This window comes from Cedecea neteri NBRC 105707 = ATCC 33855, from assembly GCF_001571265.1.
Lineage (GTDB): Bacteria > Pseudomonadota > Gammaproteobacteria > Enterobacterales > Enterobacteriaceae > Cedecea > Cedecea neteri.
The window spans coordinates 23681-37067 of record NZ_BCTL01000026.1; the positions used below are offsets into that span (position 1 = coordinate 23681).

Genomic DNA, 13387 nt, shown 5'->3' on the forward strand with positions numbered 1-13387 from the left:
CTGGTTTCCTGAACGACGGAAAAACAGCGAAAGATAATTAAGCGCGCGATTGATGGATGCGCAATAAAAGGAGCACTGCAATGTTTCATCTTGATACCCTTTCTACCCTGGTGGCCGCCACGTTAGTCCTGCTTCTGGGGCGCAAAATGGTCCACTCCGTCCCTTTTCTCAAGAAGTACACCATTCCTGAACCCGTCGCTGGTGGGCTGCTGGTCGCCGTTGCGCTGCTGATCCTGAAAAAAAGCATGGGCTGGGAAATTGAGTTTGATATGAGCCTCAAAGATCCTTTGATGCTCGCCTTTTTTGCCACGATCGGCCTGAATGCCAATATCGCCAGTTTGCGCAAGGGCGGGAAAGTGGTGGGGATCTTCCTGTTTATCGTTGTTGGGCTGCTAGTGATGCAGAACGCGATTGGCATCGGTATGGCCAGCATGCTGGGGCTCGATCCGCTGATGGGGCTGCTGGCAGGCTCGATAACCTTATCCGGCGGGCACGGTACCGGTGCGGCCTGGGGCAAGCTCTTTACCGAGCGCTATGGCTTCCAGAACGCCACCGAGGTTGCTATGGCCTGTGCGACCTTTGGCCTTGTGCTGGGCGGTTTAATTGGTGGTCCGGTTGCTCGCTATCTGGTGAAACATTCTTCTACGCCGAATGGTGCCCCCGATGATAATGAAATTCCCGGCGCGTTTGAAAAGCCTGACGTGGGGCGGGTAATTACGTCCCTGGTGCTGATTGAAACCATCGCCCTGATTGCTATCTGCCTGACGGTAGGGCGCGTCGTTGCTGGATTATTGCAGGGCACGCTGTTTGAGCTACCGACCTTTGTCTGCGTGCTGTTTATTGGCGTGATCCTCAGCAATTTGCTTGCGGCCGTGGGCTTTTACCGCGTCTTCGAACGGGCAGTTTCCGTGCTGGGCAACGTTTGTCTGTCGCTGTTCCTGGCGATGGCGTTAATGAGCCTTAAACTCTGGGAGCTGGCCTCTCTGGCATTGCCGATGCTGGCTATTCTGGCCGTTCAAACGCTGTTTATGGCGCTATATGCCATTTTTGTCACCTGGCGTTTGATGGGCAAAAACTACGATGCGGCGGTGCTGGCCGCTGGTCACTGTGGATTTGGTATGGGCGCTACGCCAACGGCTATCGCTAACATGCAGGCAATTACCGAGCGGTTCGGCCCATCACATATGGCTTTCCTGGTGGTACCGATGGTGGGGGCGTTCTTTATCGACATCGTGAATGCGGTGGTGATCAAGCTGTTCCTGATGCTGCCGCTGTTTGCTTAAGCGTTGGAGTAGCGTTCGGTTTCCGGCATCCAGCGTTCAATCAGCGCCTTAGCCTGTTCAGGATAGCGTTCGTGGATATGGCGCGCCAGGCGCTGAACCTGCGGGATCATCCCCTGGTCCCGCAGCAGGTCGGCTACTTTGAATTCTGCGTTACCCGTCTGGCGAGTGCCAAGCAGCTCGCCAGGCCCTCGAATCTCCAGGTCTTTTTGCGCAATCACAAAGCCATCGTTGCTGTCTCTCAGCACCTGCAGGCGAAGCTGCGCCGTTTTGGAGAGCGGGGATTTGTACAGCAGTACGCAATGAGAGGCTACCGCGCCACGGCCTACGCGGCCGCGCAGCTGGTGGAGTTGCGCCAACCCTAAACGCTCGGGGTTTTCGATAATCATCAGGCTGGCGTTGGGCACATCCACACCGACTTCAATCACCGTTGTGGCGACCAGAAGATGCAGTTCACCTTGCTTAAAGGCCTGCATCACCGCCTGTTTTTCCTGCGGCTTCATACGCCCGTGCACCAGGCCAACATTCAGCTCCGGCAGGGCGGTTTTTAGCTCCTCCCAGGTGACTTCTGCCGCCTGAGCTTCCAGCAATTCAGACTCTTCAATCAGCGTACAAACCCAGTAAGCCTGGCGTTTTTCGTCGCGGCAGGCGTTGCGTACTCGCTCGATTATCTCGCTGCGTCGGGTGTCCGCTATTGCCACGGTAGTGACCGGCGTTCGCCCAGGAGGTAGTTCATCGATGACGGACGTGTCCAGGTCGGAATAGGCGGTCATCGCCAGCGTGCGCGGAATAGGGGTCGCGGTCATGATCAACTGATGAGGGTGGAAGCCCTGAATCTGGCCTTTTTCCCACAGCGCCAGGCGTTGGTGCACGCCAAAGCGGTGCTGTTCATCAATGATAACCAGCGCCAGCCCGGCAAACTGTACCTGTTCCTGGAAAATAGCGTGAGTGCCGACCACCATTGAAACCTGACCGCTGGCAATCGCTTCCTGTTGCGCAATTCTGGCTTTCCCTTTCTGCTTCCCGGCCAGCCAGCCCACTTCGATGCCTAATGGTTCAAACCACAGACGGAAGTTATTGGCGTGCTGTTCCGCCAGCAGCTCGGTAGGCGCCATCAGGCCAACCTGCTTCCCGTGAGCAATAGCTCTCAGCGCGGCAAGTGCGGCAACCAGCGTTTTTCCGGAACCCACATCGCCCTGTACCAGGCGCATCATGGGGACGTCCAGCGCCATATCGCGTTCTATTTCTGCCACGACTCGCGCCTGTGCCCCGGTAGGTTTAAAGGGCAGGGCAGCAAGCAGTTGGTTTTTTAGCTCGTCGTGATTGACCAGCGGCAGCGCATGGTAACGCTGTGCCCCGGCGCGTAGTGCCAGCATGCTCAGGTTATGGGCAAGCAGTTCTTCGAGAATAAGCCGCTGCTGCGCAGGATGTTTGCCGGTTTCCAGGTCGGCAAGTTTCATGTCCGGCGGCGGTCGGTGCAGGGTGCGCAACGCTTCCGGCAGGCTCATCATCCCCTGGCTGAGTTCTGCGGGAAGAAGCTCGGTAATCGCGCAGGTATCCAGCAGCTCAAGCGCCTGATCGGTCAACTTACGCAAGGTGGCCTGACGGATGCCCTCGGTGGTTGGGTAAACCGGCGTGAGCGTTTCTTGTAGATCAGGCGTGCTGAGATCGCCCTGAATGCGGTATTCAGGGTGGAACATCTCGGCGCCGTATTTGCCACGTTTGGCTTCACCGTAGGCGAGCACACGCTTGCCGGCGGAAAGGCTGTTCTTCATTGCGGCGTTGAAATTGAAGAAACGTAGGGTAAGAATGCCGGTGCCGTCGCTAATCTGGCAGGTCATCATCCGGCGACCGCCGAAGGTGATATTGCAGTTCAGCACTTCACCTTCCACCGTGGCGTAAAGGCCCGGCTGGAGATCGTTAATGGGGTAAAGATGGGTACGGTCTTCGTAGCGAAGTGGCAGGTGCAGCAGTAAATCCTGAATCGTGTGCAGGCCGATTTTGGCCAGCTTGCCGCTCTGGCTGGCGCCCACTCCGGCAAGCGTGCTTAACGGTATGGCATCCAGCAGGCGGCCTTTCATGGCTTACTTCGCAGACTGCATCGTTGCCCACCATGCAGCATCAGCTTCTATCTCACCCTGCTGATTCACATGTGGGTACGGTAAGCCTTTACGGCGGGAGACGTTCGCCAGCACAGGGTAACCGCCTTCAAACAGCAATCTCTGCTGCTCTGATTCCGGTAACGTACTGTTTTCACGCTGATACATGCCTGCATTTTGGCGCTGGCGCTGGGCTTCGTAAAGAATCAGCGCCGAGGCGACGGACACGTTCAGGGACTGCACCATACCGATCATAGGAATGATAATGTCCTGGTCAGCAAGCGCTAGCGCCTCTTCGGTAATGCCGGTTTTTTCCTGCCCCATCAGAATGCAGGTTGGGCGCGTATAGTCTATCTCACGGAAATCGACGGCTTTATCGGAAAGATGAGTAGCCAGAATCTGCATACCGCTGCTTTTTAGCTGAGTAACGGCTTCGCCGATTGTCTTGTGTGTTTTGACTTCAACCCAAGAATTGCTTCCTGCAGCGGAAGACGCCATGGTACGCATCCGGTTGCCTGGCCAAACGGCGTGCACTTCATGCACGCCTACGGCATCGGCGGTACGGATGATGGCGGAGACGTTATGGGGCTTGTGCACCTGCTCCATACACACGGTCAGGTCCGGCTGGCGTCTGGCGAGCATCTCGCAAATACGCGCATAACGTTGAGGATTCATAACACTAGTTTCTGTTGCGGGTAACTTTAATCACATCCGGCATCACGCGAATTTTGCGCATGATGTTCGCCAGATGGACGCGATCCCGGGCGGTCAGACGAATAAAGGCGCTGTACACGCGGCCGTCTTTCTCTTCGGTATTCAGGCTTTGAATATTAGAGCCAGCGGTATTGATTGCTGCGGTGAGGTTCGCCAGCGCGCCCTGGTGGTTAAACATGTCCACCTTGATCTCGGTGATGAACTCCTGCTCGGTCTCTTTATCCCACTCCACGGCCATAAATTTCTCAGGCTCTTTCTGGTAGCCACGAATATTTCGACAGGACTCATGGTGGATAACCAGCCCTTTGCCTGGGCTGACATGGGCGACGATAGGATCTCCCGGAATTGGGCGGCAGCATTTGGCGAAGGTAATCAGAACACCGTCTGCACCTTTGATTGGCAAGTTGCTGTGGTTTGCTGCAGGTACCGTGCCTGACTGAGTGGCAACCGGTGATTCCCCTTGCAGATTTTTCGCCACGACGACGCTCATTGCATTGCCGAGACCAATTTCAGCCAGCAGGTCATCAAGCGACGCGAGCTTCATGCGGTCCAGTTCACGCTGGAGACTTTCGGCCGGAATTTCAGCCAGTTTACGGCTGCCACCAAGAGCATGGTTGAGCAGGCGACGCCCTAAACTGACGGAATCATCACGCTTCAGGTTCTTCAGCATTTGGCGGATTTTGGCGCGCGCTTTGGAGCTGACAACAAAATTAAGCCATGCGGCGTTTGGACGCGCCCCCGGTGCGGTGATGATTTCGATAGTTTGCCCGCTGGTCAAAGACTGTGAAAGCGGGTACGGCTGGCGGTCGACACGGGCACCCACGCAGGCGTGGCCGATATCGGTATGCACGGCGTAGGCAAAGTCCACCGGCGTCGCGCCAGCGGGCAACTCTACAATGCGGCCTTCCGGGGTGAAAACGTAAATCTCATCCGGGAACAGATCGGATTTTACGCTCTCGATAAATTCAAACGAACTACCGGCGCTTTGCTGCAGCTCTAACAAGCTCTGCATCCAGCGCTGAGCGCGGATTTGTGCCGTTGTGCTGCTTTCGCCTTGCTCTTTATAAGCCCAGTGAGCAGCAACCCCCATTTCCGCCATCTGATCCATATCTTCCGTACGGATCTGCACTTCAACCGGGACGCCGTGCGGCCCAATCATTGAGGTGTGCAGAGACTGATAGCCGTTCGCTTTCGGAATGGCGATGTAGTCTTTCACTCGGCCTGGACGAGGTTTGTAGAGGCTGTGCATCTGCCCGAGGACGCGGTAGCAGGTATCCATGTCGTGGACAATGACGCGGAATGCGTAGATGTCCATGATTGAATGGAAACGCTGCTCTTTTAGCGTCATCTTGCAGTAAATGGAATAAAGGTGCTTTTCGCGGCCGCTTACACGACAGGCAATGCCTGCCTCCTGAAGACGCCCGTCGATTTCAGAGAGGATTTTTTGGATCATCTCTTTGCGGTTACCTCGCGCCGCTTTTACCACTTCTTTAATGACGCGGTAGCGGTTCGGATAAAGCGCTTCAAAGCCAAGCTCTTCCAGTTCGGTTTTCAGATGATGAATACCGAGGCGGTGAGCGAGCGGGCTATAAATTTCGAGGGTTTCACGGGCAATACGGCGACGTTTATCCGGGCGCAATGACCCAAGCGTGCGCATATTGTGCGTGCGGTCAGCAAGCTTGATCAAAATGACGCGGATATCCTGCACCATCGCCATGATCATTTTGCGGAAGTTTTCGGCCTGAGCCTCTTTCTTATCGCGGAACTTCAGTTTGTCTAGCTTAGAAACCCCTTCCACCAGTTCGGCAACGCTTTTGCCAAACAGTTGTTCCATATCCTGGTAGGTGGCCGGGGTGTCTTCAATCACGTCATGCAGAAGCGCTGCCATGAGCGTTTCATGGTCGAGTTTCATCTCGGCCAGGATACAGGCAACGGCGACGGGATGGGTGATGTAGGGTTCACCGCTTGAACGAGTTTGTCCCTCGTGAGCATCACGTGCGACAAGGTATGCCTGCCGGAGGCGCTTAATTTGCTCCTCTGGCAGATAACTTTGAATCAGCTGATTCAGGCTTTCAAACAGATACAAGGGCTACCCGCAGGCTAATTAACGACGACCTTCAGCAATAGCAGTTACGGCCTGCAGTTCTGCGGCTTCCTGCTCTTGCTGTTCCTGGCGCTCACGAACATCGAGAATCTGGTTGGTGATCAACCCTTCTTCGATTTCACGCAGTGCGATAACGGTCGTTTTATCGTTTTCTTCCGGTACCAGCGGATCTTTACCGCCAACCTGCATCTGACGAGCGCGACGCGCGGCCACAAGTACCAGGTCAAAACGGTTACCAATTTTCTCTACAGCGTCCTGAACGGTTACGCGTGCCATAATTAAAATGCTCCACAGGTGAAGAAATGACTGGGCATGATACTGAAACTGGTGTCAGTCTGCCAATAGTTTGCTGATTAAAGCGTCATGTCGCATCTTTTGGCGACCCATTCGTAGACGCTCGGCACGAATGATTATCTTTAAATCAGACAGGGCGGTATCGAAGTCATCATTAACGATAAGGTAATCATACTCTGCATAGTGACTCATTTCCGCAACGGCTTGCGCCATGCGTTTTGCAATCACCTCTTCGCTATCCTGACCACGACCACGCAGGCGGCGGTCCAGTTCGTCTTTTGACGGCGGCAGAATAAAGATGCTGCGGGATTGCGGCATTTTCTGACGAATCTGCTCTGCACCCTGCCAGTCGATATCCAAAAATACATCCACGCCGGTTGCCAGTACATTTTCGATCGCCTGGCGCGACGTACCGTAGTAGTTACCAAATACTTCTGCATGCTCGAGGAAAGCGTCTTCAGCAATCATCTGCTGGAATTCGTCTTTGCTGACAAAGAAGTAATGTTCCCCATGATTTTCTCCAGGGCGCACACCACGGGTGGTATGAGAGATGGAAACCTGGGTGTCATACAGCGGTTGTGTCTTTAACAAAGCCTGGATGAGGCTGGATTTACCCGCGCCACTTGGAGCGGAAACAATATAAAGCGTGCCTTGAGCCATGAGTTCTAACTTAATCGGTATGCATAAAAGGAAGAGCGTCTACCGGCATATTATACACACCGCTGCCTTAGTACGTAGGTTTTGTCATTGTCTGACTCGTTTTTTCTCGTGCTTTACGCGATGTTTTCCGCTTTTTTGCCACTCGTGATGCAACGAAGTTAGTTTTTAGGGAGGCACCTCGTATGCGAGATCTTTCATGCTCGTGATTGATGCCGGACCTGGTTATATCTCCCCTGAGAATAACAATGGGGGCAGCATGAAAGGGACAGTATTAGCATTTATCGTTGCTTTACTTAGCACCATGTCCACCGTGTCGGCATCGTGTCCGGCGTGGACTGATGTCAGAACGCAGAAGGAGATAGAAAGGCTCGCACATCAGCTAGTTATTTGGGATGACGCCTATTACCAGCAGGGAAAGAGTTTGGTGAGTGATGCCGTTTACGATGACTTAAAAGAGACACTGTCCGCCTGGCGGCGCTGCATTAAACAGGGAAAAGAGGCTGAATCTGCAAGGATGGGCTGGGCAGGAAACTCGTCTCACCCTGTTGCGCATACAGGGCTAAAAAAGTTACCGGATAAACGTGCCGTCGAGTTATGGACTGCAGGCCGACAAAACTTATGGGCACAGCCCAAAGTAGATGGGGTGGCTATCACATTGGTCTATCAGCACGGGCGGTTGGTGAAAATGCTCAGCCGCGGCGATGGCATAAAGGGAGAGGACTGGACGCATAAGGCTGCCGGTATTGCTGCAATTCCTCCTCAGGTTTCTGGGCCACTTGCGAACAGCGTATTGCAGGGAGAGCTTTTCCTGAAACGAGACGGCCATATTCAAAGCAAGGCTGGCGGAGTCAATGCGAGGTCTAAAGTTGCCGGAGAAATGCTGCGAACTGGGGCGGTTAGCGATCGAAACGCGCTGGGCATTTTTATCTGGGCCTGGCCTGATGGCCCCGAAAGCCTTGCTGAAAAAGGTCGTATATTGCGTGACGCAGGCTTTTTATTAACGTCTGAATGGTCCAAACCAGTAGCAGATATTGATGAGATTGCTCGCTTACGCGAGGGCTGGTTTCATCAACCGCTTCCTTTTGTCACGGATGGCATTGTGATTCGTCAGGAACGTGAACCCGAGGCTAAATTCTGGCAACCGGGGCACGGGGAATGGGCGATTGCGTGGAAATATCCTCCCGCTGAGCAAGTCGCCGTGGTACGTAACGTTGAATTTACCGTGGGGCGAACGGGTAAGGTGTCAGTTGTGCTTGAACTGGAAGAGGTCCAGCTCGACGATAAACGCGTTCGGCGCGTGAATATCGGTTCGCTAAAACGCTGGCAAGAATGGGATGTTGTGGCCGGTGATAAAGTAAAAATTAGCCTCGCGGGTCAGGGAATACCTCGGATGGACGAAGTCGTCTGGCGCGTCAGCCAGCGAGACACGGCCATACCGGAAAGGGTGGCTTTTACACCGGTGACTTGCCTTTATGCTTCATCTGAATGTGCAGAGCAATTTATTGCCCGTCTGACGTGGATGAGCCAAAAGCCCGTTCTGGATTTGGCCGGTGTTAGTCAAAGTACCTGGCGGCATTTGCACATGACGACACGCTTTCAGCACATTTTCTCATGGTTGGAACTGAACAAGATGACGCTGTCTGATTTGCCGGGAGTTTCAGTGAAAAAATCCGAGTTGCTATGGCATCAATTTTCTCTGTCCCGAAAACAGCCGTTTATTCGCTGGGTATTGGCGTTAGGGATGCCGCTGCCGAGAAGTGCGCATGACTCTCTTAAAAACAAACACTGGCAGCAGCTTGGTGGCTGGGATCAATCCCGATGGCAGGCTTTACCCGGGGTGGGGGCTAAGCGAGCAAGGCAGTTAGTCGATTTTATGAAGCACCCACAGGTGGTTGGGTTGGCCACTTTCCTCGGCCAACAAAGCATCCCGGGTTTTGGTCATCAGTGATCGGCGTGCTTGTAATGAAATACGGGCAGGCCAAGGCGCAGACGGAGCGCAAGCAACCGAGCGGTAAATCCAAACAGTAAGGTGGCAATCACCACTACGTCATGGCTGCTGACGTAGTGCTGCAGCGCGATATAAAGCACGGCTGAGGCAAAAGCGATACCGGCATACAGTTCTTTCTGGAACACCAGGGGAATACGTTTGCAGAACATATCCCTCAATACACCCCCAAAGACGCCGGTGACAACGGCGGCAATGGTCGCAATGATTGGGCCTTCGCCCATATCCAGAGCAACCTGCGCACCGATGATAGAAAAGACAACCAGCCCCAGCGCATCAAGTACCAGGAAGAGTTTGCGAAGGTGTGGCATCACCGGGGCCATGATAGTGGTGAGTACTGCCGCGATGGCAACAATCACTACGTACTCAGGGTGTTTCACCCAGCCGAGGGGATAGTGACCCAGCAGAATATCGCGAACTGAACCACCGCCTAGTGCCGTGGCCGTGGCGATAATAATGACGCCAAAAGTATCCATGCGGCGACGGCCAGCGGCCAATGCCCCGGTCATCGCTTCCGCCGTGATACCTATCAGATAAAGGATGTGTAGCAGCATGTTTACCCCCTCAGAATACCGGCAGAGGGTAACGTTTTGTGCGCCATATCACGATTGAGATTTTCTAAGTTGAATGAAAAAGGATTAGTTTTATTTATCCAAAATAAGAAAATTGTTCTTTGTTTGCGGGTAATGGTTGGTTTTTATGATTGTTAATGGATTAGTAAAATCATTCAAGGAGAGGCAATGAAGATATCGGAGATGTTAAAAGCGCTAGCAAATGGCGTCAATCCAGAAACTGGAGAAGGGTTTGGTGCCGAATCAACAGCCAATAGGCCGGAAGCGATAAGAATGCTGTTTGCCCTGGCAGAGGAGCTGTCGGCTACTCCGGAAAAGCAGAAAAAAACAAAGCCGACGCCGGAGGAAAAACAGCAGCGTAACCTTGCTGAGGGGCGCCCGGCAAAGTCTTACTTCCCCTGGACTGAAGAAGAGAAAGCAATCCTGGCGGAACGTTTTGGGCAAAGTGAGGCGATTGAAGCCTTAGGTGGTGAGTTTGGTCGTTCTGCGCGTGCGGTGGCTATTCAGCTAGAAAAGATGGGGCTCATTACGGCGGAGCAGCTTTTAGCGTATACGTAAAAAGAAAAAGCCTGCTGAACGCAGGCTTATATGGCATTACTCGATGTTCTGAATCTGCTCGCGCATCTGCTCGATCAAGACTTTCAGCTCGATAGCCGAACTTGTGATGTCTGCATTGATAGACTTAGAGGCCAGCGTGTTCGACTCGCGGTTAAACTCCTGCATCATAAAGTCGAGGCGGCGGCCAACGGCTTCTTTCTTTTTCAGGATGTTGTAGGTCTCTTTGACGTGGGCTTCCAGGCGGTCCAGCTCTTCAGCGACGTCAATACGCTGTGCCATCAGCACCAGTTCTTGCTCAAGTCGGTTGTTCTCAAGCTGTACTTCGGCCTCTTCCAGCTTGTTGACCAGACGCTCCCGCTGCCATTTCACAACTTCTGGCATTTGAGCGCGGACTTTAACCACCTCTGCGCTAACGCCTTCCAGGCGTTGTTCAATCAGTGCTTTCAGCGCCTGACCTTCGGTTTCGCGGGCAACAATAAAATCATCCAGCGCGCCATCAAGAGCGGAAAGAATTTCAGCGGTAATGGCATCAAGATCTTGCTCCTGAGCTGCCATTACGCCTGGCCAACGAAGAATATCAACCGGGTTGATTTCGCCTTCATCGCTTTGCATTTTGACCCAGTTAGCGGCCTCAACCAGCTGCTTAGCCAGATTTTCATTAAGAATCAGCGATCCTTGTGCGCGGGCATCGGGTTCAAAGCGCAGGTTGCATTCAATTTTGCCGCGTGTGAGGCGGTTGCGAATACGTTCGCGAGCGACGGGCTCAAGACTGCGGAACTGTTCCGGCATGCGGATATACGTTTCGAGATAGCGCTGGTTTACCGAGCGTAATTCCCAGGAGGCGGAGCCCCATTCACCTTTTACTTCACGCCGGGCGTAGGCGGTCATACTGCGGATCATAGTACGTACCCGTTTTCAGCTAATGTATGGGGGGATTATAGCCATCAGGGGTCTTGCAGGATAGGAATAAGCGCCTGAAGTCCGTATAATGCGCAGCCACATTCGTTTTAGCCGGAGATAAGCCCATGCGTCCATCAGGTCGTAGCGCCGAACAAGTGCGCCCAGTTACCTTGACCCGTCATTACACTAAACACGCTGAAGGTTCCGTGCTTGTCGAGTTCGGTGATACCAAAGTACTGTGCACCGCGACCCTTGAAGAAGGCGTGCCTCGCTTCCTGAAAGGCCAGGGCCAGGGCTGGATCACCGCGGAATACGGTATGTTGCCGCGTGCAACCCACAGCCGTAATGCCCGTGAAGCGGCAAAAGGCAAACAGGGTGGCCGTACTCTTGAGATTCAACGTCTTATCGCTCGCTCTCTGCGTGCAGCTGTGGATTTAAAAGCGCTGGGTGAATTTACCATTACGCTTGACTGTGACGTTCTGCAGGCCGACGGCGGTACCCGCACCGCTTCTATCACTGGTGCCTGCGTGGCTCTGGCCGATGCGCTTAATGGCCTGGTTGCCTCCGGCAAGCTGAAAACTAACCCAATGAAAGGCATGGTGGCTGCGGTTTCTGTTGGCATCGTCAACGGTGAAGCTCTCTGCGATCTGGAATATGTCGAAGACTCGGCAGCCGAAACCGATATGAATGTTGTCATGATGGAAGACGGGCGCATGATTGAGGTGCAGGGCACCGCGGAAGGCGAGCCGTTCTCCCACGAAGAGCTACTGGCGCTACTGGCGCTGGCTCGAGGGGGAATTGATTCCATCATCGCGTCGCAGAAGGCGGCGTTAGAAAATTAATTTTTAAAAGCGACTGAGAAGTCGCTTTTTTTATGTCCGTATCACAATGCTAAGGAGTGAATCCATGAAACCGTATAAGCGCCAGTTTATTGAGTTTGCGCTTAACAAACAGGTACTCAAGTTTGGCGAATTCACGCTGAAATCCGGGCGTACGAGCCCCTATTTCTTCAACGCCGGGCTGTTTAATACCGGGCGCGATCTGGCGTTATTAGGGCGTTTCTATGCAGCCGCACTGATGGATTCCGGTATCGACTTCGATCTGCTCTTCGGCCCGGCCTACAAAGGCATTCCTATTGCTACCACGACGGCGGTTGCGCTGGCGGAGCATCACGAGCGCGATGTGCCTTACTGCTTTAACCGTAAAGAAGCGAAAGACCACGGTGAGGGCGGTAACCTGGTGGGCAGTGCGCTACAGGGTCGCGTTATGTTGGTGGATGACGTGATCACGGCCGGGACCGCTATTCGTGAGTCAATGGAGATCATTGCTGCTAACGGTGCAAGCCTGGCAGGGGTACTCATTTCTCTCGACCGTCAGGAACGTGGCCGCGCCGAAATCTCTGCCATTCAGGAAGTTGAGCGCGATTATCAGTGCAAAGTCATCTCGATCATCACACTTAAAGACCTGATTTCTTACCTGGAAGAGAAGCCTGAAATGGCGGACAAGCTGGCTGCAGTGCGTAAATATCGCGAAGAGTTTGGCGTATAAATCTGCTAGCAAAAAGGGCCTTTCGGCCCTTTTATTAGTAAAGCTGAGCGGCAATCAGCGGCCAGCGGGTATCAAAATCATCCGTGGGCAGATAGCGGAAATCACTTCTCACAAATCGTGACAGCATGCCTTCACAGAAAGCCAGCAACTGACTCGCCAGCAAAGCCTCATCGGTGCTAAACCCTTCGCCTTCGCGCATTTTCTTTTCGCGCATAACCTGGCGCAGCTGAACCTCAATGCGTTCAAAAAGCTGGTTGATACGATCCTGCAGGCGATCCTGTTCAAACATCAGCGCGTGGCCGGTAAGAATGCGCGTCAGACCAGGGTTCCGTTCACCAAAACCCAACACCAAAAGTACGATCAACCGCAGGCGGGCCAGCGTGTCTTTTTCATCTTTCAGAATCAGGTTGATACGAGTAATCAGGCTATCTTCGATAAACTCAATCAGGCTATCGAACATTTTCATTTTGCTGGGAAAATGCCGATAAAGTGCGGCTTCGGACACGCCAACGGTTGCTGCCAGTTTAGCGGTCGTAATGCGTTGGCTGCCGTCGCTGGATTCGAGCATTTGGGCCAGAGACTGAAGTATTTCCTCGCGACGATTCCTTTTCGCGGTCTGTTTTTCTGCCATGTTCTAAAATACCCCTGAAAAA

General features: G+C 53.5%; 13 protein-coding genes. 5 read left to right on the top strand and 8 right to left on the bottom strand.

Going from position 1 to position 13387, the window contains the following annotated elements; genetic code table 11:
- Positions 1-80 precede the first annotated feature (80 nt).
- Entirely contained in the window at positions 81-1283 is a 1203-nt protein-coding gene (gene gltS, locus CNE01S_RS12025; protein WP_061276263.1) for a sodium/glutamate symporter, read from the top strand.
- Here gltS and recG read toward each other — a convergent pair.
- The 5 genes from recG to gmk are packed head-to-tail and all read right to left on the bottom strand — an operon-like array spanning position 1280 to position 7151.
- The gene (gene recG, locus CNE01S_RS12030) at positions 1280-3361 is read right to left on the bottom strand and encodes an ATP-dependent DNA helicase RecG (RefSeq protein ID WP_061276265.1); all 2082 of its coding nucleotides are present in this window, start codon (positions 3359-3361) and stop codon (positions 1280-1282) included. The genes gltS and recG overlap by 4 nt on opposite strands.
- 3 nt (positions 3362-3364) lie before the next feature.
- Positions 3365-4054, bottom strand: a complete 690-nt coding sequence (gene trmH / locus CNE01S_RS25595) for a tRNA (guanosine(18)-2'-O)-methyltransferase TrmH (RefSeq protein ID WP_061276267.1) — start codon at positions 4052-4054, stop codon at positions 3365-3367.
- Between the two features lie 4 nt (positions 4055-4058).
- The gene (gene spoT, locus CNE01S_RS12040) at positions 4059-6179 is read right to left on the bottom strand and encodes a bifunctional GTP diphosphokinase/guanosine-3',5'-bis pyrophosphate 3'-pyrophosphohydrolase (protein WP_061276269.1); all 2121 of its coding nucleotides are present in this window, start codon (positions 6177-6179) and stop codon (positions 4059-4061) included.
- Between the two features lie 18 nt (positions 6180-6197).
- Entirely contained in the window at positions 6198-6473 is a 276-nt protein-coding gene (gene rpoZ / locus CNE01S_RS12045; protein ID WP_008457417.1) for a DNA-directed RNA polymerase subunit omega, read from the bottom strand.
- Positions 6474-6527: 54 nt separating this feature from the next.
- On the bottom strand, positions 6528-7151 hold the full coding sequence (gmk, locus tag CNE01S_RS12050; RefSeq protein WP_039299088.1) for a guanylate kinase: 624 nt from the start codon (positions 7149-7151) through the stop codon (positions 6528-6530).
- Positions 7152-7407: 256 nt separating this feature from the next.
- On the opposite strand from gmk, the gene ligB reads away from it, so the two are divergent.
- Positions 7408-9099 (top strand): NAD-dependent DNA ligase LigB, encoded by a 1692-nt coding sequence (ligB, locus tag CNE01S_RS12055; protein ID WP_061276380.1) that lies wholly within the window; start codon positions 7408-7410, stop codon positions 9097-9099.
- Here ligB and CNE01S_RS12060 read toward each other — a convergent pair.
- Positions 9093-9710 carry a trimeric intracellular cation channel family protein gene (locus CNE01S_RS12060; protein ID WP_061276271.1) on the bottom strand — a complete coding sequence of 206 codons (618 nt, stop codon included), beginning with the start codon at positions 9708-9710 and terminating at the stop codon, positions 9093-9095. The two genes, ligB and CNE01S_RS12060, sit on opposite strands and share 7 nt — an antisense overlap.
- Before the next feature lie 186 nt (positions 9711-9896).
- Between CNE01S_RS12060 and CNE01S_RS12065 the strand changes: the two genes are divergently transcribed.
- The gene (locus tag CNE01S_RS12065; protein ID WP_061276273.1) at positions 9897-10286 is read left to right on the top strand and encodes a hypothetical protein; all 390 of its coding nucleotides are present in this window, start codon (positions 9897-9899) and stop codon (positions 10284-10286) included.
- Between the two features lie 36 nt (positions 10287-10322).
- Here CNE01S_RS12065 and CNE01S_RS12070 read toward each other — a convergent pair whose 3' ends face one another.
- Positions 10323-11186 carry a YicC/YloC family endoribonuclease gene (locus CNE01S_RS12070; protein ID WP_061276275.1) on the bottom strand — a complete coding sequence of 288 codons (864 nt, stop codon included), beginning with the start codon at positions 11184-11186 and terminating at the stop codon, positions 10323-10325.
- A 125-nt stretch (positions 11187-11311) separates the two neighbouring features.
- On the opposite strand from CNE01S_RS12070, the gene rph reads away from it, so the two are divergent.
- Positions 11312-12028, top strand: coding sequence for a ribonuclease PH (rph, locus tag CNE01S_RS12075; protein WP_008457427.1), 717 nt, complete (start codon positions 11312-11314; stop codon positions 12026-12028).
- A gap of 64 nt (positions 12029-12092) precedes the next feature.
- Complete coding sequence (gene pyrE, locus CNE01S_RS12080; protein ID WP_061276277.1) at positions 12093-12734, top strand: orotate phosphoribosyltransferase; 642 nt, start codon at positions 12093-12095, stop codon at positions 12732-12734.
- A gap of 34 nt (positions 12735-12768) precedes the next feature.
- On the opposite strand, the gene slmA is transcribed toward pyrE, so the two are convergent.
- Entirely contained in the window at positions 12769-13365 is a 597-nt protein-coding gene (gene slmA, locus CNE01S_RS12085; protein ID WP_039289144.1) for a nucleoid occlusion factor SlmA, read from the bottom strand.
- Positions 13366-13387: the final 22 nt, after the last annotated feature.